At 37.8% G+C, this 23,598-nt stretch carries 21 protein-coding genes; 15 read left to right on the forward strand and 6 right to left on the reverse strand.

Features of this window, described 5'->3' with window-relative positions:
• Positions 1-78: GW dipeptide domain-containing protein (locus tag FD16_RS13370; protein ID WP_156403253.1), on the forward strand; the 78-nt coding region annotated here is incomplete at its 5' end.
• A 176-nt stretch (positions 79-254) separates the two neighbouring features.
• Entirely contained in the window at positions 255-1,712 is a 1,458-nt protein-coding gene (locus tag FD16_RS10740; protein WP_056938559.1) for a glycosyltransferase family protein, read from the forward strand.
• A 69-nt stretch (positions 1,713-1,781) separates the two neighbouring features.
• Here the strand turns inward: FD16_RS10740 and FD16_RS10745 are convergent, their stop codons facing one another.
• On the reverse strand, positions 1,782-3,077 hold the full coding sequence (locus FD16_RS10745) for an LCP family protein (protein WP_010621740.1): 1,296 nt from the start codon (positions 3,075-3,077) through the stop codon (positions 1,782-1,784).
• A 544-nt stretch (positions 3,078-3,621) separates the two neighbouring features.
• On the opposite strand from FD16_RS10745, the gene FD16_RS10750 reads away from it, so the two are divergent.
• Positions 3,622-4,152, forward strand: coding sequence for a GNAT family N-acetyltransferase (locus FD16_RS10750; RefSeq protein ID WP_010621741.1), 531 nt, complete (start codon positions 3,622-3,624; stop codon positions 4,150-4,152).
• On the opposite strand, the gene FD16_RS10755 is transcribed toward FD16_RS10750, so the two are convergent.
• Complete coding sequence (locus FD16_RS10755) at positions 4,139-5,020, reverse strand: LysR family transcriptional regulator (RefSeq protein ID WP_010621742.1); 882 nt, start codon at positions 5,018-5,020, stop codon at positions 4,139-4,141. The two genes, FD16_RS10750 and FD16_RS10755, sit on opposite strands and share 14 nt — an antisense overlap.
• Positions 5,021-5,134: 114 nt before the next feature.
• Here FD16_RS10755 and FD16_RS10760 point away from each other — a divergent pair, with 114 nt between their 5' ends.
• The 4 genes from FD16_RS10760 to FD16_RS10775 all read left to right on the forward strand — a co-directional run bounded on the left by FD16_RS10760 (position 5,135) and on the right by FD16_RS10775 (position 10,374).
• Entirely contained in the window at positions 5,135-6,166 is a 1,032-nt protein-coding gene (locus FD16_RS10760; RefSeq protein WP_010621743.1) for a YeiH family protein, read from the forward strand.
• 126 nt (positions 6,167-6,292) lie between these two features.
• Positions 6,293-7,873 carry a peptide chain release factor 3 gene (locus tag FD16_RS10765; RefSeq protein WP_010621744.1) on the forward strand — a complete coding sequence of 527 codons (1,581 nt, stop codon included), beginning with the start codon at positions 6,293-6,295 and terminating at the stop codon, positions 7,871-7,873.
• A 307-nt stretch (positions 7,874-8,180) separates the two neighbouring features.
• Positions 8,181-8,555 carry an MORN repeat-containing protein gene (locus FD16_RS10770; RefSeq protein ID WP_029508332.1) on the forward strand — a complete coding sequence of 125 codons (375 nt, stop codon included), beginning with the start codon at positions 8,181-8,183 and terminating at the stop codon, positions 8,553-8,555.
• Positions 8,545-10,374, forward strand: coding sequence for an acyltransferase family protein (locus FD16_RS10775; protein ID WP_010621746.1), 1,830 nt, complete (start codon positions 8,545-8,547; stop codon positions 10,372-10,374). Before FD16_RS10770 ends, FD16_RS10775 begins: the two co-directional genes overlap by 11 nt.
• A gap of 68 nt (positions 10,375-10,442) precedes the next feature.
• Here the strand turns inward: FD16_RS10775 and FD16_RS10780 are convergent, their stop codons facing one another.
• Together FD16_RS10780 and FD16_RS10785 are read right to left on the reverse strand one after the other, a co-directional pair.
• The gene (locus FD16_RS10780; RefSeq protein WP_010621747.1) at positions 10,443-11,339 is read right to left on the reverse strand and encodes a DMT family transporter; all 897 of its coding nucleotides are present in this window, start codon (positions 11,337-11,339) and stop codon (positions 10,443-10,445) included.
• A gap of 121 nt (positions 11,340-11,460) precedes the next feature.
• Positions 11,461-12,165, reverse strand: a complete 705-nt coding sequence (locus FD16_RS10785) for a MucBP domain-containing protein (protein WP_010621748.1) — start codon at positions 12,163-12,165, stop codon at positions 11,461-11,463.
• Positions 12,166-12,312: 147 nt separating this feature from the next.
• Here FD16_RS10785 and FD16_RS10790 point away from each other — a divergent pair, with 147 nt between their 5' ends.
• Positions 12,313-12,906: an ECF transporter S component gene (locus FD16_RS10790; RefSeq protein WP_010621749.1), complete on the forward strand. Its 594-nt coding sequence runs from the start codon at positions 12,313-12,315 to the stop codon at positions 12,904-12,906.
• A gap of 270 nt (positions 12,907-13,176) precedes the next feature.
• Here the strand turns inward: FD16_RS10790 and FD16_RS10795 are convergent, their stop codons facing one another.
• Positions 13,177-15,423: an ATP-dependent Clp protease ATP-binding subunit gene (locus FD16_RS10795; RefSeq protein WP_010621750.1), complete on the reverse strand. Its 2,247-nt coding sequence runs from the start codon at positions 15,421-15,423 to the stop codon at positions 13,177-13,179.
• Between the two features lie 373 nt (positions 15,424-15,796).
• Here FD16_RS10795 and FD16_RS10800 point away from each other — a divergent pair, with 373 nt between their 5' ends.
• The 6 genes from FD16_RS10800 (at position 15,797) to FD16_RS10825 (ending at position 21,627) form a co-directional block, all read left to right on the forward strand.
• On the forward strand, positions 15,797-15,976 hold the full coding sequence (locus FD16_RS10800; RefSeq protein ID WP_010621751.1) for a hypothetical protein: 180 nt from the start codon (positions 15,797-15,799) through the stop codon (positions 15,974-15,976).
• Positions 15,977-16,102: 126 nt separating this feature from the next.
• Positions 16,103-16,369, forward strand: coding sequence for a phosphocarrier protein HPr (locus tag FD16_RS10805; RefSeq protein WP_010621752.1), 267 nt, complete (start codon positions 16,103-16,105; stop codon positions 16,367-16,369).
• Positions 16,369-18,087, forward strand: coding sequence for a phosphoenolpyruvate--protein phosphotransferase (ptsP, locus tag FD16_RS10810; protein ID WP_010621753.1), 1,719 nt, complete (start codon positions 16,369-16,371; stop codon positions 18,085-18,087). Before FD16_RS10805 ends, ptsP begins: the two co-directional genes overlap by 1 nt.
• A 295-nt stretch (positions 18,088-18,382) precedes the next feature.
• On the forward strand, positions 18,383-19,585 hold the full coding sequence (locus FD16_RS10815) for a glycosyltransferase family 4 protein (RefSeq protein ID WP_010621754.1): 1,203 nt from the start codon (positions 18,383-18,385) through the stop codon (positions 19,583-19,585).
• A 3-nt stretch (positions 19,586-19,588) separates the two neighbouring features.
• A complete protein-coding gene (locus FD16_RS10820; RefSeq protein WP_010621755.1) occupies positions 19,589-20,611 on the forward strand; it encodes a glycosyltransferase family 4 protein in 1,023 nt (340 codons plus the stop codon).
• A 2-nt stretch (positions 20,612-20,613) separates the two neighbouring features.
• Positions 20,614-21,627 carry a lysylphosphatidylglycerol synthase transmembrane domain-containing protein gene (locus FD16_RS10825; protein ID WP_010621756.1) on the forward strand — a complete coding sequence of 338 codons (1,014 nt, stop codon included), beginning with the start codon at positions 20,614-20,616 and terminating at the stop codon, positions 21,625-21,627.
• Positions 21,628-21,672: 45 nt separating this feature from the next.
• Here FD16_RS10825 and FD16_RS10830 read toward each other — a convergent pair whose 3' ends face one another.
• Positions 21,673-22,857 (reverse strand): pyridoxal phosphate-dependent aminotransferase, encoded by a 1,185-nt coding sequence (locus FD16_RS10830; protein ID WP_010621757.1) that lies wholly within the window; start codon positions 22,855-22,857, stop codon positions 21,673-21,675.
• Between the two features lie 113 nt (positions 22,858-22,970).
• Between FD16_RS10830 and FD16_RS10835 the strand changes: the two genes are divergently transcribed.
• A complete protein-coding gene (locus FD16_RS10835) occupies positions 22,971-23,219 on the forward strand; it encodes a YkuJ family protein (RefSeq protein WP_010621758.1) in 249 nt (82 codons plus the stop codon).
• The last annotated feature ends 379 nt before the right edge of the window (positions 23,220-23,598 follow it).

Below are 23,598 nucleotides of genomic sequence, written 5' to 3' on the forward strand. Positions count from 1 at the left end.
AAACGAGCAACATGGGTTGAAATTAAATTAAACAATGGACAAACATACTGGATGGACAAACGAGGAATTGTAGAGTAGTTTTAAATTAGTTACAGTTTAAAAAGATCATAGATTATTTTTATGGTCTTTTTGTTTGCAATTATAATTAAGAGAGAGAGAGAAAATTTATTGAAGTCGATTAAAAGTATAAGTAACCAGCTAATAAACTTTTTTTCGTGCCATTAATGCTTATTAGCCTGATAGGGGCAATATCGTTGCTTCCCAATATTATGAGTAATGTATCTGCGGAATTTATTGCAGTTTTAACAGTGATAATAGTTTTGATATATATTTTTTTTGAATTATATCGTATTCGTAAGGTAAAAGAAAAAGTATTAGATATTTTGAGATTTGTAACTTCAAAGAAAAAATTTTATATTTGGCTGTGTGTGGGGATACTAATAGTTTTATGGCAATTGTATTTGATACATTATCTGGCTGGTATTAGTTATTGGGACCCTGGTATTATTGAGATGACAGCCGCTAGAAAACGGGTATGGGTAGTTGGTTATTTTTCAACAAATCCTAATAATATTTTGATACTACTTATTGAACATGCAATTTGGGTTATTTTTAATAGACCCTCTGTTTACTTGTTTAGTAAAATACTAAGTGTTGTGAACCTTTTTGCTGTTGATAGTTCTTTAATAATCATAATTTATTTATTAAAAAAATTATTAAAAAGGAAAAAAACGATATTTTTTTCAAGTATTTGTTTTACGTGTTTAATAGTACTGCCGGCTTGGATCCTAATACCATACACAGATACATTTGGGCTCTTTATGACTTGTATAAGTGTACTATTTATTTATAAAGCATATATATCAGACAAAAAGAATATTTGGATAGTTTTTAACGTTGTTACTTTTTGCGTTTCGTATTTTTTTAAGCCTTCATTGGTAATTACGTATGTTGCAGCGTTATTAATTTTGATAACTACAGGTCTTAGTAATATACGTTACAAAAAAGATTTCAAAGTTTCACAGTTATTATTAACCGTTATTGTATTAATTGTAAGTTTTGGGTGTATTAAATTTACAATTAATAATCAAAAATTTATAAAAGTAGACAATAGCAAGTCTGAACCATTAACACATTTTGTAGCAATGGGTATGATACGTAGTGGTGGATACCATCTGCCAGATGTTCAGATGGATGCAAGAATAAGCAATCCCCAAAAAAGAAATCAAGCAAATATTAAATTGATAAAGAAAAGATTGACTGATTTTGGTAGCCCATTTAATTATGAAAAGTTTTTAATTCGCAAGCAAATCAATAATACGGCTGATGGAACCTTTGCTTGGGGTGTTGATGGCATATTCCTAAAACCTTATTCTTCAAACAATAAAAAGTTAAATGACACTTTCGCAAGAAAAATGTTTTCAAAAAATGGTGTTGCTGCACCCAATGATTACGAATATATGTTTTTAGTACAGTTTGTTTGGATCATCGTGCTATTCATGTGTTTAATGTGTGTTACCAACTCTAGTTGGATTGTTCAATTGCTCAAATATGGCATAGTTGGTTTCTTTATATTTTTACTCATATTTGAAGGTGGCAGAAGCAGGTACGTTATTCAATTCTTATCGTTAATAATATTATTATCTGGAATAGGTTTTGAAAAATTTATTGATATATTAAACACTAAATCATCAAATACTGGTGTAAATTGATTGTACAAACAAAAAAGACCAATCCATAATTTATGAATTGGTCTTTTTATATACTTAATATTTTAAAGCTTACTGTCCGGTGACAGTAGTTGTAGTCGTCCCATAACCAGACGTCTGTGACGCTGTCGTGCCTGTTGTAGAACCACCTGTCGAACTACCAGTACTGCCGGTAGTAGCAGTGCCACCATAAGTTCCTGTACTTGAAGAGTAGCTATTCGTAAGCCCTGTGTTTCCATAAACTGACGTGGATCCGGTACTGCCGGTAGAACTCGAACTTGTCTCTGATCCACCGCCACTTCCTGCAACGTTATACTCCGCACCGTTTGGTAACACAAAGTTCACATCAGTTACACCATTGTATCCTGTTTGTTCGTTATACATCTTAGTTTCATTGTTGGTTACCTTAGTATATTTCAAACCAAGAGCATGTCTAATCAGTTTAGATACTCTATTGATTTCTTTTGGAGAAGCAATTTGGAATGAAGTCCCATCGATAGTAGCGTCTTTACCCTCAAAGTGATACGTCTTAACTGTCTTCATTGCTTTATGATAGTTTGCGTACAACGTTGTCAAACTATTAATTGGAATGTTTGTTCGAACACCTTGTTTTGCAGCATCCAACAACTTATTGACGGCAGTGACAGACCCAAATGATTTCATCTTTTTGATGACTGCCTTGATGATTTGTTGTTGTCTCTTTTGACGACCATAATCACCAGTTGGATCCTCATAACGCATTCTTGAATACTTCAGAGCATTATTACCGTTAAGAGTCTGTGTGCCCTTTTTAAAGTGGTGGCCCTCATAAGTAAATGCAAATGGATTGTCTACAGTAACGCCACCAACGGCGTTAACTACCTTTTTAAGAACGCCCATGTTAACAATTGCGTAATAATCTAGGTGAATATTTAGAAGCTCGTTCACCTGATGCTCTGTCTTTTTAATTCCACCAATAGAGTACGCAGCATTGATTTTTACGTAATCTGCACCTTTAGATGTTGATACCTTGACTAGGGTGTCTCTGGGAATACTTGTCATGGTGATTTTACTCTTCTTTGGATTGACAGTAACAACCTCCAAAGTATCAGTGTTACCACCAGTTTTTCCACGGCCAAGAGCACCGGTATCAAGTCCCACCAGTAATACTGACACTGGTTTACCTTCTTTTAGCTTTTTACTTACAGCACTGTTACTATTACTGAAGACGCCGTTTGCCGTACTATGGATTTTATAGTATTCATAGCCGACTGCTGCAACCAGTAGTACCACAATTATGCCAATAATCCACCGTATCCAGTGACGCTTTTTTGGCTTTTTATGGTTTTGTCCTTTTCGTCTGTCGACGCGAGATTCTTCTTCACTCATTAAATTGCCTCACATATTTGTTTTTTTGAACATTCTCAATCATTATACTTTGCATATAGTGTGAACGAAAGAAAATTCGTAAAATTAAACTGATTTTAAGATTTTTTTCTAGTTATCATAAAATATTCATACTTTATTTGTTGAATTAAAGAAATTTTTCTTGGAATGATAATATCATAACATATAGTGTATATGTAAATGACCGTATGATGATTTTATTTAAAATCATACTTAACTATTCGTGCAACTGTACTAAACTATACAAGGTGTATAGACCGACTTTTACAATTTAATGTGTTAGCATCGTTGCATAGTATATGTTATAAGCTATCAAATATGTCGATTTGGTATATGCCGATGATTCATGGAATCAAAAGGTAAGGGATATTAAAAAATTTCACATTGCTCTGTTAGCCATGAGGAAACGACTGAACTGAAACAATACTGTGCAGTTTTCTATCTATTACGAACCGATGGTATTTCAGCAAATTAAATTAAAGAAGATTTGCGCAATGAAAACTGATCAAGATCAAAGGAGATTTAATTGATAAACTTACAAACAGCAAAAGATAATGAACCGGAGTGGCAAAAAATTTATTCAGCCTCATTTCCAAATATAGAACAAATGCCAATCAAACAATTGTTCAAAATGAGTAATGATGAAACATCTAACGCCCACGCTGCTTTCATTAATATAAATGGTAATAATGTTGGAATTGTCTACTATGTAACCAGCGCTGATGAAACTAAAGCGTTCATTTTATACTTGGCTATTAATTCTAAGTTTCGTGGTGGCGGGTACGGATCACAAGCAGTTCAATTTCTTAGAGATCGGTTTAGCAATGGTATCATTTTAGAATGCGAGATGATTGATGATCAGGCTGACAACAGCGTTGAAAGGGAACGTCGTTACGATTTTTACCTTCGTAATGGTATGCAGAACTCTGGAATTCTCAGTCATACATTGGGTGGTACGTTTTATTTATTAAGATCTTCAATTAAAATTGACGCCGCGGATTACCTCAATTGCCTTAAAACTGTAGGATTAACAGCGACATTAATTAATGTCGATTAAATTGCAGTGAAGTAGCGATTTGACGATACTGATTGGCAAAGTAGCTGTCTTTTAAATAAACCAGGTTGATTGGGTGTTGAATCGGAAAGCCAATTACCTGCAGTATTGATAAGTGCCCATTGTTCAAACTATCATCCACCAAGGAACGATACATAAAGCTAACACCTACATCACGTTGAAGTAGTTCGATAATTGGACTGGGATTGCCGATTTCAATCACTTGGTGAAAATCATCGATGTGATAGTTTTGTGTAGCAAGCCAATTGGCGAAAATGTCGCGAGTACCAGATCCTTTTTCACGGACGATTAAAGGGGTATTAATTAAATCAGCGATGTCTAGTTTTGTTTGTGCGGCCAATGGATTTTTGCTGTTAACAACACCAATGAATTCTTCGTCACGAATTTTAATGGCGCTAAACTCTTCTTTGTTAAAGTTACCTTCGACAAGGCCAAAATCAATTTTACCTTCCTGCAATGCATTTAGAACCTTACCAGTGTTAACAATCATTGATGATATTCTGGTATTTGTTTGCTTTAAAGTACCTATTAATTCTGGCAGTAAGAAAGAGCTTAAAGACAATGTGCATCCTAATGAAATTGATCGCTGAGATGTGGATGCTTGTACACTATCTAGCACCTTATCACTCTCCAATTGGACTTGGTGAGCATATTTAGCTAATTTGAGACCGACGTCTGTCAAGTGAATTTTGCCACGAATATTATCTACTAATTTGAGATCTAATTCTGTTTCTAAACTACTAATTTGTTGAGACACAGCGGGCTGCGTAATGAATAATTGTTGCGCAGTTTTTGTATACGATTGGGTTTTTGATGTAATGTATAGAGCCTGATAACGTTTATCTAGCATTCTTTTACCTCTAAAGTATAAGATATTCTTATATTAACACAACAAATACTAATTTTTGCTTATCATATTTCCGTGCTACTATGGCTAAGGTAAATAACAGAGAGGGGAATTGATATGGCAGTATTTAGTGTGATGCGAACAAGGAGTTTTTATTTTGCGGCGGTGCTTACATTGATCTGTTCAATTATTGGCACTGTGTTGGCAGGATTACCGTATTTTGCAATTATTGGGGCGCTGGTGATTTCTTTGGTGCTGGGGATGGGACTACAAATTTATCAACCAGCAATTGAATCATCAAAAGCTGGCATTGGCTTCATTTCAAATAAATTTTTGCGTTTAGGAATTATTTTATTAGGTTTCAAACTTAACTTAGTTGATCTTGCTCAAGCGGGGGTTAAAACAATTGCTCTGGCAGTCATCATTGTTACAGGGACGATTATTATGACCTACAATATTGCTCGTAAATTTGGAGTAAGCCAGCAACTAGCTATTTTAACGGCCAGTGGGACTGGCATTTGTGGTGCTGCCGCAGTTATGGGTATCTCACCACAGATTCAAGTATCAGAAGATCAAAAAGAACAAAAACAAGAAGATGAAGTTCTAGCTGTGGCGATTGTTGCTATTCTGGGAACAGTGTTTACTTTGATTGAAATTGGTATCAAGCCATTACTTCATATGACGCCAACCCAATTTGGCGTGATGGCCGGTGGTTCACTGCATGAAATTGCTCATGCTGTTGCAACAGGTGGTGCTGATGGCCCAGTAAGTTTGAATGCGGCCATTATTACTAAATTATCAAGAGTGCTCATGCTTGCTCCAGCAGCACTGATCATTGGGATCTGGAACCAGCACAAAACTAGTAAAGAAACTGGTGTCACTGGCAAGCAGAAATTACCAATTCCTTGGTTCATGGCTGGATTCATTTTGGCCAGTGTAATTGGTACTTTTGCTCCACTTAGCGATGCCGCATTAGCATGGCTGGTCAAATTAGCATACTTGGTATTGGGGATGGCAATGGCAGCCTTGGGGATGAGTGTTAATTTTAGAGTCATCTTTAAGCGCGGTAAAAATGCGATGGGTGCTGCATTTGTTTCCTCAGTTATCTTATTAACGTGTGTGGCAATTGCCAGCAAAACATTCTTTTAAAAGTTGAACCGAATTTATGACTCGTCGATTGACGAGTCATTTTTTGCCTTCAGATAACTATCTATTAGACTTTGCGGTAGCCGTGTATTAAGATAGTATAGGAATATTTTGGAAAGGGACAATTAAATGAAAACACCGGAACAATTAAAAACAGCCGTTGATAAGCGACGGACCTTTGCGATCATCTCTCACCCCGATGCTGGTAAAACAACGATTACTGAGCAAATGCTACTATTTGGTGGCGTGGTACGTGAAGCAGGGACGGTTAAGGCAAAAAAGTCGGGTAACTTTGCAAAGTCTGACTGGATGGAAATTGAAAAGAAACGTGGAATTTCTGTCACCAGTTCGGTAATGCAGTTTGACTATCAAGGCAAACGAATTAATATTTTGGATACTCCTGGGCACGAAGACTTTTCAGAAGATACATACCGGACGTTGATGGCAGTGGATTCTGCAGTCATGGTTATTGATGGTGCTAAGGGGATCGAACCACAGACAAAAAAGCTTTTCCAAATTTGTAAAATGCGTGGCATCCCGATCTTCACATTCATTAACAAGTTTGACCGTGACGCTCGTGATCCACTCGATTTAATGGCCGAGCTTGAAGATGTTCTAGGTATTCAATCATACGCAATGAACTGGCCAATTGGTATGGGCCGTGGCCTTAAGGGAATCTATGATCGTTTTCACCACCGTGTTGCTTTGGCACACCCAGAAGACGGTGAAGATCCATATATTCCGTTAGACGAAGATGGTGAGATTCCAGCAGACAATCCGTTACATGAGGATAGTATCTGGCAGGATACACTGGATGAAATTGAGCTCATTAGTGAAGCCGGGAATACCTTTGATGAAGATAAAATTGCGACTGGTGATTTGACGCCAGTATTCTTCGGTTCCGCTCTGACTAACTTTGGGGTGCAAACGTTTTTGGAAACTTATTTAAACTATGCACCGAAACCAAGTGCTCATAAAACAGAAGATGAACAGACTGTTGAACCATTAAGTCCCGAATTTTCTGGTTTTGTGTTTAAAATTCAAGCTAACATGAATCCTAATCATCGGGATCGGATTGCATTCGTTCGTATCTGTTCTGGAGAGTTTGACAGAGGGATGGATGTGACGTTGCAACGGACTGGCAAGTCACTGCGCCTTTCTAACTCAACACAGTTTATGGCGGATACTCGCGAAACTGTGGAAACGGCCGTTGCAGGGGACATCATCGGGCTTTATGATACCGGTAATTTTCAAATTGGCGATTCTATCTATACTGGTAAGCAAGATATTAAGTTTGAAAAACTCCCTCAGTTTACACCAGAATTATTTGTTCGGGTTAATGCAAAGAACGTCATGAAGCAAAAATCATTCCATAAGGGGATTGATCAGCTGGTCCAGGAAGGTGCTGTGCAACTATACACAAGTTATAGTACTGGCGATTATATTCTTGGTGCCGTTGGCCAGCTTCAATTTGAAGTGTTTCAGTTTAGAATGCAAAACGAATATAATTCTGAAGTTGTTATGGAAACGATGGGGCATAAAGTTGCTCGCTGGATTAATCCTGATCAACTAGACGAACATATGTCATCATCGCGTAACATCCTAGTTAAGGATCGTCAGGGAGCACCGTTATTCTTGTTTGAGAATCAGTTTGCTGAAAATTGGTTTAAGAGTAAGTACCCAGATGTAGAATTAATGAGTAAATTATAGATAGAGATTATTTAAATCAAAAGTATTAATGGCGTAGCAGACGCTGTTAATACTTTTTTCGTATGAACGACTAATTTGTATAACATTTAGCGTGGTAACGTATATATAACTGATAATCTATGTGGTAAAATATGCAAAGCTGTTGCTAGCTATTATACGTTTATAACGTTATTCTCATACTATGTTTTTAATCTAAAGCATGATTTTAGTAATATAAGACATTAAATGTGAGTTTCTTGGGGGGATATTAATGATGTTGGGGAAAGTCACCGCTGGACTTTTATTATTTCATATTGTCATTTAACAAATGATGAAAAGAAGGGTTTTAGAAATTATTGTTGTGATTTCGTTAGCGATAATGGCGGTATTTAGTCTGACGGTTTCACAGCAAAGACGTACGCACTATAGTTTCGATAATCATAAAATGTCATATGATGGATCTATGAAGAAGGGAAAGTTTAGTGGACAAGGTAGTCTAAAGTTACCAAATCATGACAAATACGTGGGACATTTTGAAAATGGTGAATTCAATGGCAAGGGTACATTTATTTCTCACGAAAATTGGTCATATTCAGGGAAGTTTATCTCTGGGTTACCAAGTGGCAAGGGGACACTGGTCACTTCTAATAATAAAAAGTATTCAGGAAAGTTTGTAAAAGGGGAATTTCACCGTGAGAATTAAGTGGTTTAGTTTTGTTAGAATAGCTGGATTAACTTCTGTGCTAACCTATCATTTTTTTAAGAATGCGTATCCCGGGGGATTTATTGGAGTAGATATATTTTTTACGTTTTCAGGATTTTTAATTACAGCATTAATGATTGATGAATTTGCTAAGAATGGCAGTTTTAAACTGTTATCGTTCTACAGACGACGCTTCTATAGAATTGTTCCACCACTAATATTATCTGTGTTGATCGTAGTACCGCTAACTTATTTAGTTAGTCCAGACTATATAGTTGGATTAGGAAAACAAATAGCGGCAGCAATTGGATTCACGACTAATTACTTTGAAATTGCAACTGGTGGTAGTTATGAAAGTAAATTTATTCCACATCTTTTCGTTCATACCTGGTCATTGGCAGTTGAAATGCATTTCTATATAACTTGGGGACTAATTATCGCCATATTTACGTTTCTGATACGTCATTTTGAACATAACAGATTAAAAGGGCAACGTGTCTTTCGTTGGATTATTGGGATAACTTCATTATGTTTTGCTGGTGCAAGTAGTTATTTGATGATGATTCAGAGTGCTGGATTAACTGACTATTCAAAGGTTTACTTTTCCACACTAACTCACTGTTTTCCGTTTTTTATTGGTGCGACACTAGCAAGTTTAACAGGCATCAAAGATGTTACAAATGTGTTTAACAAAATGCTGCAACACGCAAATAAATGGGTATATACCTTTGCAATAGTGCTAACTTTTAGTTTCTTGTTTTTGTTAGGATTAAAATTACAATTTTCTAGTAGATCCACATACACAGGAGGAATATTAGTTGCTAGTATTCTATCAGCGTTAAGTATCCTTTTTGCACGGTGTCTACACGCGGCTACACCAAATGTGGCGGAGCCCAAATTAGCGACCTTTATTGCTGACATCAGTTATAGCATGTACTTATATCATTGGCCCTTGTTTGTAATATTTTCTAAACTGACCAGTGTACCAATTGCTGTTCTATTGACGTTGCTTGTAGGTGTTCCATGTTCTGCACTTTCATATTACGTTATTGAACCTTATGTCGCTGGTAAAAAGTTGAAATGGCACGTGAATACAAAGGTTGCTAAAACACTGAAAATAAGTTTTGCTTCTGCGTTGACATGCCTAGTAGCAGTTAGCTTGTACACTGTAAATGGAGCTCCAAGCCTTACTAGTTTAGACAGGAGTCTTTGGATAGGTGGTATAAACCAGTCTGTGGATCAAATGCAAACAACCAAGAATATTGTCTTAGCATCCACAACTGGTAACTCAAATAAGGAGAAGAACATTCCAAAGGGTGTTTCTATCATTGGTGACAGTGTCACCTTGGGAACAAGATCATATTTGGGACAGCATGTCACAGATTCATCTATTGATGCTAAAGGTGAGCGAACAATGAATTTAGCTTATCAAGTATTAATGACAGAACAGAAAAACGGAATTTTGAGGCGAAACGTGGTTATTTGTATTGGTACTAATGCTCTTGACGGGACGAATGAAGAGTTAATGAAGATTATTCATGACATCCAGCCAGGCCATCATCTGATACTAATGACACCGTACGATCAACGTGCAGCTCCAGACTGGAATTCTTCTAAGCTAGCGATTTTTGAAAGAGAATTACCGCATAAGTATAATTACATCACCATAGCGGATTGGCAAAAAGTAGCCGCTGCTCATCCTGATGTTTTTGCGGGTACTGATGGTGTTCACTTTGGCGGACGTCATTCTGGGGATGTGATTTATGCTCAAACTATTAATCAAGGATTAAAAAATGCGGCAAAGACACCGTTAAAATAATTAGGTTTCTAAAATGTTAAGATACCAAAAAGCCGCTCATAATTTATGAGCGACTTTTTGGTATTATTTTATGCCTTTTTCCTTTTCTGCCACATCTTCCTAAAATCAACCTGCATAATCAACAGTGCAATAATAATCAAAACACCGCCAATCAATAAATTCATAGTAAACGGTTGAAATCCAAACATAACAGAAAAAATACTACCGAACATGGATTCAGTCATTAAAATAATTCCGGCAGGTGTTGGATCTGTGTAATGCTGGCCAACAACTTGCAGCGTTTGTGCACCAAATGATGACAAAATTCCGAGAATAATTACCGGAACAATCCCAGCTTTCCAGTCAACATTTGCATATGTGTTGTGTTCGAATAATAGTGACCAAATTGATCCGAAAACGCCCTGAGTAATTCCTAACATAAACGACAAAATCCATGGATTGGAATCCGTTGCAGTCATACCAAAGTAGACAATTTGTAGTGCGTAGAAGAAAGATGAGACAATTGTTAGTAAATCGCCAATGTGCATCTGAAAGCCACGGTTAACTAAATTAGTTAGAAAAATCATCCCCACCATACAAATCAATATTGCTGGGTAAGCTTTTTTCTCTGGCCGCTTGTGGAAAAATAGCCATACGATAAATGGAATAATGACGACGTAGATCGCGGTCAGGAATGCGTTATTAGCAGGAGTAGTATACATCAAGCCAATTGTTTGAATTTGATAGCCAAGAAAATTAATAATACCGGCTGTGAGACCAATGCGTAAATCAACCTTTGTCATATGGTTGATTGCTCTATGAAAGAACAAATAAGCCAGTCCAGCATATATCAATCCACGAATCGCATTAATTGTTCCGGCGTGCATATTGGCATTTGTTGCTTGTTTAGAAAATAAGTAGCCAGATCCCCAAATAATGGCCGCCATCAGTAACATGAAGTTAGCGCGGCCCTTGGAAATAGTCATGTTGACTCCTCCCTCATTGTTGAAAGTTCACCAGACTAATATATCATTAATTTCAGTGGGCTTTCAAGACAGGCGCGATAATTAGAAACAAAAAAGGTTGAACAATTGTTCAACCTTTTTNCTATTGCTCTTTGATTTTAATGTAAGTACCATTGATGAAACCTTTGTCAGCAATTTCATACCAAACAACGCCATCATTATTAACTGCTTTACCAATTAGATCAACTGACGTATCGTCAGCCAATTCATCTTTAATTTTTCCGTACGGTTTATCGTAAGTTTGGATCTTTTTATTAGGAATATAATCCACCCGTGCGGCAACATGATTTAGTGGTTCAATTGCAATTTGATTTCCTTCAATCGTAGGCTTTGCATCAGCATATGGATTTTTGGTGATTGTAATCTTGTGATACTCGATCCACTGCTCTGGTCCAATTTCATACCAAAATTTACCATTGTTGGTTGCGACCCGCTTGAAAGCTTTGACCGTCATTCCGGCGGGGAGGGTTACATTACGTGACATTCCATTAATGGTATCAAAAATAGTTGTGTCATCGTTAAGTTTCAAAAACATGCTAACTTCTTGAACCTCAACCCAATCCTTCCGACGGTAATACAACCGTACTGTGTGCGAATTTTCGTCAAATACTCCGTTTAAATCTGCATCTGCTTCAATAAATTTATAACTATCAATGTCCTTTTTTTCAACTGCAAAGTGTTGTCCAATTCGACCACGGAGCAATACAGGCAACATTAAGTTAGCCTTAGTATCGATATTAATGTAATAGGCCCAAACTGGGACACCGGTGCGAAAAGATTCTGTCAAATTGATCACTCCAAAAGTGTTATTCATTGTTACTATTATACAGCTTTTCAAAATAACTAACACCCGTAACGTTCACACAGAAACTATGTGTAATTTGTATCAAGGATGCTATAATAGAAACCATCAAATTACTTTAGGAGATTGATCATGAAGCGTCGTAATTCTACGTACCATATGAGTATCTTAAGCATTTTGATTGCTATTATTATTTTACAAGATTTTATTCCAATGTTAGGAAATATTCCGATTGGACCATTGAGTCTAACCACTTTACATGTCACAGTTATTATCACCGCAATTGTACTTGGACCAGTTGATGGGGCAATCGTTGGCGGTGTTTGGGGCGTTATCACTTGGATTCGGGCATTCACGATGCCCAGTAGTGCAATTGCACCGTTAGTTTTTGTTAACCCAGTTGTTTCTGTTGTGCCAAGAATTATGATTGGCTTAATTGCCGGATGGGTGTTCATTGGGCTAACAAAAGTTATGAAAAAGCCACTGGTACCGATGATTTTATCGTCAGTTGCGGGAGCCTTAACCAATACAATTTTAGTTCTAGGATTAATATATCTTTTCTATGATACACCGGCGGTTGCACATTCATATGGTGTCAATGTCCACAATCTATTCAAGGCATTTGTAGCGATATTTGCAACTAACGGAATCGCAGAAATGGTTCTGGCGGCAGTAATTGCACCAGCAGTGGCCACGCCACTGAGAAGATTGCATAGACCAAAGTAGAGTGCGAAGAGCCCCCGGGTTGAGACTGGTGCAAATAAAGAGAACGGGAATTGATTGCCGATTTTTGGCAATTGATTTCCGTTCTCTTTATATACGTTAGGTCTCAGGGGGCTCGAAGCACGTTTCATCAAAATTGACTAAGAATAGAAGCAAACCATTTTAAACGAATTATAAAATAAGTATTTCACCAAAAAAGGCCCGACTATTCAAAAATGAATAGTCGAGCCTTTTCGTTTTAAGAATCCCAAATCAATCAAGATTCCATTTTAGTTATTTATCTGTATCTGAAGTACTTGCATCAGTTGTAACAGTACCAGGATTTGGTAAGCTTGCACCTGTGACAACGATCTTGTCATTATCCAGAACGGCTTCCAGATTCTTTGTCTTAGGATTATCTAATACAAAGTCTGCAATTCGATCCTCGATTTGTTCTTGAATTACTCGACGCAATGGCCGTGCACCCATTGTTGGATCAAATCCAAGATCTACTAACTTAGATTTAACTGGATCAGTGACATTGATAAACAAGCCACGATCAGCGAGCATTTTATTAACATCGTCTGTCATCAAACTAACAATCTTCATTAAGTTGTCTTTAGTAAGAGCGTTAAATTCAACGATTGCATCAAAGCGGTTCAAGAATTCAGGCTTGAAGTAGTTTCCTAACTTATCAAGGATTGAATGAGTTGAGCCTGATGCTTCGGCACCGAATCCCACACTTGCTTCGGAGTCGCCAGATCCCGCGTTAGATGTCATGATAATGATCGTATCCTTGAAGCTAACAGTCCGACCTTGAGAATCAGTCAAACGGCCATCATCCAAAATTTGTAAGAACATATGCATAACATCTGGATGAGCTTTTTCAATTTCATCTAACAAGATCAAACTGTAAGGGTGACGACGAACCTGTTCAGTTAACTGACCAGCTTCTTCGTACCCAACGTAGCCAGGCGGTGACCCGATCAACTTCGATGTGCTGTGCTTTTCCATATATTCACTCATATCAAAGCGAATCATCGAATCCTCTGAACCGAATAGTTCCTTAGCTAGTTGCTTTGCAGTTTCGGTTTTACCAACACCTGTCGGACCAACAAATAGGAAAGAGCCAATTGGTCGTCCAGACTTGTTTAGTCCAATTCGATTACGACGGATAGCTCGTGATACTTTATCAACGGCTTCATCTTGACCAATGACATGGGCACTCAAGTTTTTGTTGAGATCCTTCAATTGATTTTCTTCCTGTTTTGCAAGATCACCAACCGGAATGTTAGTCTTTTCTTCAACAATCTTTTGCATGTCTTCAACTGTCACTGTTGCAGCAGTATCAGTGTGATTTTCTTCAGCATCCTTCTTTGCTTTTTCAAGTTTAGCAACTTGATCACGATAGAAGGCCGCTTTTTCATAGTCTTCGTTGTCTAAGGCTTGTTGCTTATGTGCCTCAGCAGTGTGAATCTCATTTTCAATCGTTGCTGGATCTGCCGTCTTTAAAGTTAAGTTCTTCTTCGAACCAGCTTCATCCAATAGATCAATTGCCTTATCTGGTAAGAAACGATCCTGAATGTAGCGCGCAGATAATTTAGCAGCAGCATCAATAGATTCATCGGTATATTTTACGTTATGGTAATCTTGGTATCTGTTCTTAATACCATTAAGAATCTGGATGGTTTCTTGAACACTAGGTTCATCAACTTGAATTTGTTGGAACCGACGAGCAAGGGCGGAATCTTTTTCAATCTTCCGATACTCACTTAGTGTCGTTGCACCAATTAATTGGAAATCACCACGGGCGAGGGCTGGTTTTAAAACATTACCAGCATCCATACCGCCTTCTGCGTTACCGGCACCCATAATTTCATGAATTTCATCGATAAACAGAATCACGTTCTTGTTCTTAGAAACTTCCTTCATTAATTGTTGCATCCGTTGCTCAAACTGACCACGAATACCAGTACCTTGTACTAATGAAACAACATCTAACCGAATAATTTCTTTGTTATTTAACTTCTGTGGCACTTGACCAGACACAATTGCCTGTGCTAATCCTTCAACCACAGCAGTCTTACCAACACCAGCTTCACCAATCAACACAGGGTTATTCTTAGTACGCCGGTTCAAGATTTCAATGACACGGGCGATTTCCTTGTCACGGCCAATCACCGGATCAATCTTACCTTGTTTGGCTAAGTCGGTCATGTTGACGCCAAATTGTGCTAACAAACTGTTACCACCATTATTGCCACCCTGACCACCTTGTGCTTGGGTCTGACCGTTAAAGGCCTGCTGACCAGACTGTTGTTGTGCACCGCCTTGGCCCTGCATTGCTTTCAACAGGTCATCCAAGTTACCAAAACCAAATGGATTTTGAGCCATTCCATTTCCTCCATTCATCAGGTTATTTTGTGCATCCTTCATCATTTGATAACAATTTTGACAAAGATCAACTTGCACTTCCTGACCATTCACTGTTGCTTTAAGGTGAATGGTGGCAGGATTTTGCTGACAGTTCTGACATAACATTGAGGCAAACCTCCTTTATGAGTAAATTAGTTTTTTTGCTTACAGTTATTATTGTAGATATGTTTTCTCTACATGCCAACTAAAAGCATTGCGAAAGGTTAATAAATGTTTGACCTTTCTTGACCATTGACTACATTATACATGGTTTCTTTTCGAATGCAAGTATTTAATCTAATTAAATGTAAGTGGCACGATCATTGATAAATCAATGGTTTGACGACTTTATAGATGATGTACTTTTCACATTCACGGTTAGATTCTAGCACTTTGATGATAAGAGTGCTAATAATTTGTCACATTGAATTTGTTTTTGAATCAAATTAGCAAATTAATGTGTATAATAATGGTACATATTAATTGAAAGGAGTTTGTGATGGATCGAGATTATGTGCAGTTAATGGAAGATTTAAGAAATGGAAAGATTGATTCTTTCACGATTGAACCTGATGAATTTCAAACCTTTCAAGTCCAATATCACAGTTACGAATTTCGTCAGCAAATTATTGGGACTGCCAAACGGGGCGGAACATTGGAATATCATCTGAAACAATAAATATAGTGAACAACAACAGCGTTTTAGCCTTGTATTTAACGCTTACAATTGCTAGAATAAACTAGAAGGAGACCGTTATAAGTTATTCGGCGATCTCAACTAAATCCTCGAAGGAGATTGATCATAATGGAAAAACGCGATTTTAAAGTTACAGCAGAAACAGGAATTCATGCACGTCCGGCAACTATTTTGGTACAAACTGCATCAAAGTTTAGCTCAGACGTTACTCTTCAATATGAAGGCAAGAGTGTCAACTTGAAGTCTATCATGGGTGTTATGTCACTTGGTGTTGGACAAAATGCTGATGTAACAATCACCGCTGAAGGCCAAGATGAAAAGGAAGCTCTCGATGCTATTGCTGAAACAATGACAAAGGAAGGACTTGCTGACTAATGTCGAACCGACTCGATGGCATCGCGGCCTCTAACGGGATTGCGATCGCTAAAGCGTATATGCTTGTCGATCCAGATTTATCTTTTGAGAGAGAGAATGTCAGTGATGTTGATCATGAAATTGGGAGAGTTCATGATTCATTTAGTGAGTCCGCAAAGGAACTTGAAGTTGTTAAACAACGAGCTCTTGAAACTTTAGGGGAAGAAGAGGCAAATGTCTTCGATGCCCACATTACCATATTGAACGATCCAGAATTGCTGGGCGCAATTGAACAAAAGATAAAAGATGAACAGCTAAACGCTGAGTCGGCCGTCACGGACGTAACTGATATGTATATCAGCATGTTCGAACAAATGACGGATAATGCTTACATGCAAGAACGAGCTGGTGACGTGAGAGACGTTACAAAGCGGGTGATGAGTCACCTATTGGGAGTCAAGCTTCCAAGTCCGGCACTGATTGATTCTAAGTCAATCGTTGTGGCTCATGATTTAACGCCGAGTGACACGGCTCAGTTGAACCGCGACTACGTCAAAGGTTTTGTGACAGATATTGGTGGAAGAACATCTCATTCAGCAATCATGTCGAGAACACTTGAAATTCCAGCAGTTGTTGGCATTGAGCATGTGACAAAAGACGTTCAAGATGGGGATACACTCATCGTGGACGGTATTCATGGAAAGGTTATTATTAACCCAACCGATGATGAAGTTAGTGAGTATAACCAAATGGCTGATCAGTACGCTAAGGAGCAGGCAGAATGGAAGCTTCTTAAAAATGCGGACACGCAGAGTGCTGATGGCCGTCACGTCGATATTGCCGCTAATATTGGAACACCGGATGATTTAGATGGTGTTATTGATAACGGTGGTGAAGCGATTGGCTTATTCCGGTCGGAGTTTTTATACATGAACTCGGCGGAATTACCAACTGAAGACGAGCAATTTGAAGCATACAAAAAAGTTGTTGAGGGAATGGACGGACACCAAGTGGTGATTCGAACGATGGATATTGGTGGAGATAAGCATTTACCTTACCTACCGTTACCTGAAGAAATGAACCCATTTTTGGGTTATCGTGCAATTCGAATTAGCCTGGATCGTCAAGAAATTTTTCGTACACAATTACGAGCACTTTTACGCGCATCAAAATTTGGCAAATTGGCGATTATGTTTCCAATGATTGCGACGGTTGATGAGTTTAAAGAGGCTCGTAAGATTTATGATGAAGAACGTAGCAAACTAATTGATGCAGGACAGTCAGTTGCAGACAATATTGAAGTTGGAATGATGATGGAAATTCCAGCAGCAGTATTAATTGCAGATAAATTGGCTAAGTATGCGGACTTCTTTAGTATTGGTACTAATGATTTAATTCAGTATTCGTTTGCGGCGGATCGTGGCAATGAACATGTTTCATACCTATATCAACCATATAATCCATCATTATTACGCTTGATTAAGCAGGTTATTGATTCAGCACACAAGGAAGGCAAATGGGCTGGAATGTGTGGCGAGATGGCTGGCGATCAGATCGCTGTCCCAATTTTGCTTGGCATGGGCTTAGATGAGTTTTCAATGAGTGCTTCATCGATCCTGCAGACCAGGTCTTTGATCAAACGGTTAGATACTAATGAACTTAACTCACTTGTTGATTCTGCGCTCGATGCTGAAACCAACGAAGAAGTAATTGAATTAGTTCATCAGCTAAATCTTTAAAACTTAGTATCGTTTACCATATAACACCTCGTGATGAGGTGCTTTTTTGATACACTTTACTTATGGTTATGTGAAGACTTTTGAATATTACAAAACTTATTAGTTTTTGTTAATTTTGGCGTTCTAATTTAAATATGAAGCTCATTAAGGTAGAATAAAATGGGTTGTAACATGTGTACTTTATTGATATTAGTTGATTGGTTTAGTACAATATAGAATGATTATAAACAAAGAGGACAGGTGTAACTAGTGATGATATAGTTGCATTTATGACTAGGACCAAAGGAGAATTATTGTGAACATCGGTTTATTTACAGATACATACTTCCCACAGGTCAGTGGCGTGGCGACTTCAATTAAGACATTGCGCGACGAGCTTGAAGCTCAGGGACACAATGTTTACATTTTTACGACAACTGATCCTAAGGTATCAAAAGGGCAAGTTGAACCTGGTATATTTCGATTCAGCAGTGTTCCGTTCGTGTCATTTACTGATCGTAGAATTGCGGTTAGAGGATTGTTTAAGGCGTACCGTCTCGCAAAAGAATTGGATCTTGATATAATTCACAATCAAACTGAATTTTCGTTGGGGTGGATGGGTAAGGTGATTGCTCGTGCACTGCATATTCCATGTATTCACACTTATCACACTATGTATCAAGATTATCTTCACTATATTGCTAACGGCCGAATTGTAAAGCCGAGAAACGTTAAGCAGTTTGCTTCTGTATATTTAGCACATATGACGGGCGTCATCGCTCCAAGTGAACGAGTCTTAAATGTTTTAGAGGGATACGGGGTTAAGTCACCCATTAGGATTATTCCAACTGGTATTAATCTTGATCAGTATCAAGAGGCAGATAGTCCTGAAGTGACTAGTGCATTACGTAAGGAGCTCGGGTATCATGAGGATACTCCTGTGATCTTATCACTGAGTCGCTTGGCGTTTGAAAAGAATATTCATGAAGTTATTGAAGCTGTGCCTGATATTTTAAAGCGGCAACCTGATGCGCAATTGCTGATTGTTGGAGATGGACCGGCTAAGGAGACACTTGAGAATCAAGTTCATGATTTGAACCTCGATGATCATGTTACTTTTACAGGCGAGGTTAGCAATGACGCTGTCCATCATTATTATCAAATGGCAGATGTTTTTGTGTCAGCATCCGATTCAGAATCTCAAGGACTAACTTATATTGAAGCATTGGCCTCTGATTTACCAATTGTGGTGATGAGAAGTCCATATACTGATGAATTGATAGATGATCCAGCAATTGGCAGTAGCTTCCAGAAAAAATCTGAATTAGTTTCGAAGACTATTCAGTATCTAGGAATGAATGCCAATGGTGAAGATGCTAGTAAACGAGCTGCCAAATTAGAAGAAATTTCAGCGGATAAGTTTGTTAAGCGTGTTGTTAGATTTTATAAGGATAGTCAAATCACTTTGGAAGAGTCAGAAAGTGAGCCGATTAGCCTATTTAGGGGACCACGAGGGTAATAAATGTTAAAAATTACAATGTTTTCTGCTGCTGACAAAGTCGCTGGACAGGGTGTTGGCAGTGCGTATTTGGAATTAGTTCACTTACTACATGAGCGATTCCAAGATGAGTTCGATATTAAAATAAATAAGTACGGACGTAGTCAGATCAGCCATTATCATACAATCAATTTTCCATTTTTTATTTCAACGTTTCTGCCCGGCCGCGGCCGCAAAATTGGTTATGTTCATTTTTTGCCTGAAACACTGGAAGGAAGTATTAAAATTCCACAGCCGTTTCGGGCTATTTTTTATTGGTATGTTATCGCTTTTTACAAGCGAATGGATCATATTGTGGTCGTGAATCCATCGTTTATCAGTAAACTTGAAAAAGTTGGCATTGATCGAAGCAAAATCACCTATATTCCCAACTTTGTTGATGATCAAGAGTTTCATGAATTTTCAAAAGATAAAAAACTGGCATTACGGGATAAGTACGGGTATGATCAGGATCGATTCATGATTTTAGGAACTGGGCAAATTCAGGAACGTAAGGGCGTATTTGATTTTATTCAGTTGGCAAAGGATAATCCAGAAATTCAGTTTGTTTGGGCAGGCGGCTTTTCATTTGGTCGAATCACTGATGGCTATACTGAACTAAAAAAAGTAGTGGATAATCCGCCAGCTAATCTAAGCTTTCCTGGAATTGTTGATCGAGATGTGATTGGTGAATATTATAATATGGCTGATCTTTTCCTATTGCCATCATATAATGAGTTGTTCCCAATGTCTGTATTAGAAGCGTTTAGTTGTGGAACACCTGTGATGTTACGAGACCTGGAACTTTATCGATCAATAATTGATGGGTATTATGAATCTGCCAGTGATGAAGCTGATATGCAGGAAAAGATTAATAACTTGCGTAACAATATCACCGGACTAAAGTTCTTGCATGACAAGTCATTAACTGCAGCACAGAAGTATTCAAAAGATCATTTAGCTGCTATTTGGCATAAATTCTATACACAACAAGCTAAAGAGGGTTAGTAATGTCTAGACGTAATCAATTCGTCCTCATCATAATGCTTCTAGTTGGAGCTGGTATTTTTGCATTTTCACTTCGTGACGTTAAACTATCATCGATTATTAATGATATAGTCAATTTGAAGTGGCAGTGGCTTTTTGTTGCCCTGATATGCATATGCTTGTATCTGATATTTGAAGCATTGGTTGTTAAAACGTTTATGAAAGATCGAGTGCCATCATTTACATTTAAAGATGCACTGAGAATTCCACTCATTGAGCAGCTTTTTAACGGACTTACTCCATTTTCGACTGGTGGTCAGCCGGCACAACTGGTGGCCATGCTCCAGTCTGGTGTGGATGCGGGTCAGGCAAGCTCGGTGTTATTGATGAAATTTGTGGTGTTTCAATCGATGATTGTGGTTAATTTTATTATTAGCTTAATTATTGGGTTTCATTTTCTTGCCGAAAAGCTCCAAGCATTATCGCTGTTGGTTATTTTTGGCTTTTTAGTGCACTTAACTGTAATTGTTGGTCTTCTAATGGTTATGTATTGGCATAGCTTTACCAAACGGTTGGTTAATCTATGTATTAAGCCGCTAAAATGGTTTATGTCACCAGAACGGTTTGTAAAAATGAAGTTTAATTTAGATGACAAGATTGATAGCTTTTATAAAGAAAGCCTCAAGCTCAAGTCAGAAGGAGTTAAACTGTTAAGAGTATTTATACTGACATTTTTACAGCTTATGTTCTATTATCTAATTCCGTATTTCATTATGTTATCGCTAGGGGTTACACATATTAATATAGTGATGGTTACTAGTTTGCATATCTTAATCGTTATGATTATTTCACTATTTCCAATCCCTGGCGGTGCTGGGGGTGCCGAATACAGTTTTTCTGTGGTATTCTCTAGTTTCATTAGTGTAAACAGTAAGTTGGTTCTGGCGATGATTTTATGGCGAATTTTAACGTACTATTTTGGGATGTTTGCCGGAATGTTCGCGTTGGTTATTAAACCTGATAAAGTTGAAGAGTAAAAAAATAAGGAGTCGCGATTGCGACTCCTTTTAGTGTGGGAAAATTTAGTTAACTTGGTTCGCTGGATTCTCGATGTAGGCACGCAAACGATGCATCGCCTCTTGAAGCTTATCCATGTCTGATGCGTAGCTTAAACGTAAGTAGCCTTCACCTTCTTCGCCAAATGCGTGACCAGGAATTAATGCTAGATGGTTCTTTTGGGCGAGGTCTTTACAAAATGCCATTGAGTCTTGATTAAAAGCGGCAGGTATTTTAGCGAATATATAAAATGCGCCATCAGGACGAGCGATTTCAAATCCCATATCGCTCATTTCTTTGTATACATAGTCTCTGCGCTTGATGTATTGCTTAGCCATTTCCAGGCCATCATCTGCACCGTTGTTTAGTGCTTCGACAGCAGCTTTTTGTACAATAGATGTAGCAGCGGTTACCATGTATTGGTGAACTTTTTTTATTTCATTAATCAGATCAGCGTCGGCAAAGATGAAACCAATTCGCCAGCCAGTCATTGCGTGTGATTTTGACAGACCACTGATGAGGATAGTTTGGTGTGGAATTAATGCAGCAATCGAGGTATGTTTTGCACCATAAGTCAGTTCAGAATAGATTTCATCGCTGACTACCCATAAATTATGTTTCTTAAAAACATCTACGAGTGCTTCTAATTCCTCTTTTCGGTAAGTCACTCCTGTGGGATTGCTTGGGTAATTTAGAATTACTGCTTTAAAGTTAATGTCTGGGTGGGCAGCAATAGTTTGGTCAATCATTGCTGGTGTTAGTACAAAATTGTTGCTACGTGTGTTGACGCGAACTTCAGTACCGTGGTAGAAGTTAATTAAAGGGGTGTACGCAGAATAGATGGGAGCAGGAACGATTACACCGTCTCCAGGGTTCAAAATTGTACCTAAAGCAGCGGCGATGGCTTCTGATGCACCAACGGTAGTAATAACATTCTCTGGTTTATAGTGAAGACCGTATTTCTTGTTTTGAAAGTCGGCAGCCGCTTTGCGGACTTCTGGAGTGCCAGCGTTACTAGTGTAGTGTGAAAAATTATCGTCGATGGCTTCTTTTGCAGCCGTTTGAACGTGCTTTGGAATATTAAAGTCGGGTTCGCCTAATGTAAGTTTTAAAATATCGGGGATGGAGCTAGTTGCTTCATCAAATTGACGGATTTCCGATACTTCAATGTTTTTTAACTGATTATTTAAATCTTTTCTATAGAGACTCAATATGTTTACCCCAGTTTCTTCTACAAATTATAGATTAATTAAATTTCATTCTAGCATATATGTGTTATAGTTAAACAACCAATCTGAGAGTACAGGGATTAGGAGAATTATAAATGAATGAATCAAACTTATTTAAAATAATTAGCAGACTCCATGCGATGCAGGTTGATATTAGTAATCCTGTGCAACAGAGGAGATTTGAGAAATTCGGCATTGAAGTATGTCGTGTTGAATATAATCATCGAACAAAGTTATTCACGGTTAATGAGTATCGTCCTGAGTATGAAGCTGAATTTGATGATTTAGATTTAGTGGCAATTGAAGTATATGAAAGTTTGGCAGAACTGGCCTCAGTTTTTTAACAGAATTTTATGCGGTGAAATTATCTGTTACTGGTATTCTTTGGGTGATTGAAGTTTATTTAACAAGAATTCAAAAAATCGCTTGACGGTAAATGCTGTAATTGGTATGATATCTTATGTCGTTAAGCGCGGTATAGCGTTTCCATGGTTAAGACCACTAATTTAAATTAAGACCTTGAACGGGTAATTAATTAATTTAGTTCTTGACGATAAACGGCGTGAATGGTAACATTATTTTCGTTGCTGTTAACAGCTTTCTTCAACCTTTTGATGATTGAAAAAGTTCTTGACGGTGTTTGAATGATTTGATATCATTTAAAACGTTGCTCAGTTACAAACGAGCAATACGGTAGACCTTTGAAAACTGAACAAAGTTTCG

It is taken from the genome of Paucilactobacillus suebicus DSM 5007 = KCTC 3549, assembly GCF_001434475.1.
GTDB classification, from domain to species: Bacteria; Bacillota; Bacilli; order Lactobacillales; family Lactobacillaceae; genus Paucilactobacillus; species Paucilactobacillus suebicus.

Excerpts from the sequence above, each read along its gene's own strand:
- FD16_RS10745 (WP_010621740.1), bottom strand. The coding sequence starts at position 3,077 with ATGAGTGAAGAAGAATCTCGCGTCGACAGACGAAAAGGACAAAACCAT.
- FD16_RS10755 (WP_010621742.1), bottom strand. The coding sequence starts at position 5,020 with ATGCTAGATAAACGTTATCAGGCTCTATACATTACATCAAAAACCCAA.
- FD16_RS10760 (WP_010621743.1), top strand. The coding sequence starts at position 5,135 with ATGGCAGTATTTAGTGTGATGCGAACAAGGAGTTTTTATTTTGCGGCG.
- FD16_RS10765 (WP_010621744.1), top strand. The coding sequence starts at position 6,293 with ATGAAAACACCGGAACAATTAAAAACAGCCGTTGATAAGCGACGGACC.
- FD16_RS10770 (WP_029508332.1), top strand. The coding sequence starts at position 8,181 with ATGATGAAAAGAAGGGTTTTAGAAATTATTGTTGTGATTTCGTTAGCG.
- FD16_RS10780 (WP_010621747.1), bottom strand. The coding sequence starts at position 11,339 with ATGACTATTTCCAAGGGCCGCGCTAACTTCATGTTACTGATGGCGGCC.
- FD16_RS10790 (WP_010621749.1), top strand. The coding sequence starts at position 12,313 with ATGAAGCGTCGTAATTCTACGTACCATATGAGTATCTTAAGCATTTTG.
- FD16_RS10795 (WP_010621750.1), bottom strand. The coding sequence starts at position 15,423 with ATGTTATGTCAGAACTGTCAGCAAAATCCTGCCACCATTCACCTTAAA.
- FD16_RS10800 (WP_010621751.1), top strand. The coding sequence starts at position 15,797 with ATGGATCGAGATTATGTGCAGTTAATGGAAGATTTAAGAAATGGAAAG.
- FD16_RS10805 (WP_010621752.1), top strand. The coding sequence starts at position 16,103 with ATGGAAAAACGCGATTTTAAAGTTACAGCAGAAACAGGAATTCATGCA.
- ptsP (WP_010621753.1), top strand. The coding sequence starts at position 16,369 with ATGTCGAACCGACTCGATGGCATCGCGGCCTCTAACGGGATTGCGATC.
- FD16_RS10820 (WP_010621755.1), top strand. The coding sequence starts at position 19,589 with ATGTTAAAAATTACAATGTTTTCTGCTGCTGACAAAGTCGCTGGACAG.
- FD16_RS10825 (WP_010621756.1), top strand. The coding sequence starts at position 20,614 with ATGTCTAGACGTAATCAATTCGTCCTCATCATAATGCTTCTAGTTGGA.
- FD16_RS10835 (WP_010621758.1), top strand. The coding sequence starts at position 22,971 with ATGAATGAATCAAACTTATTTAAAATAATTAGCAGACTCCATGCGATG.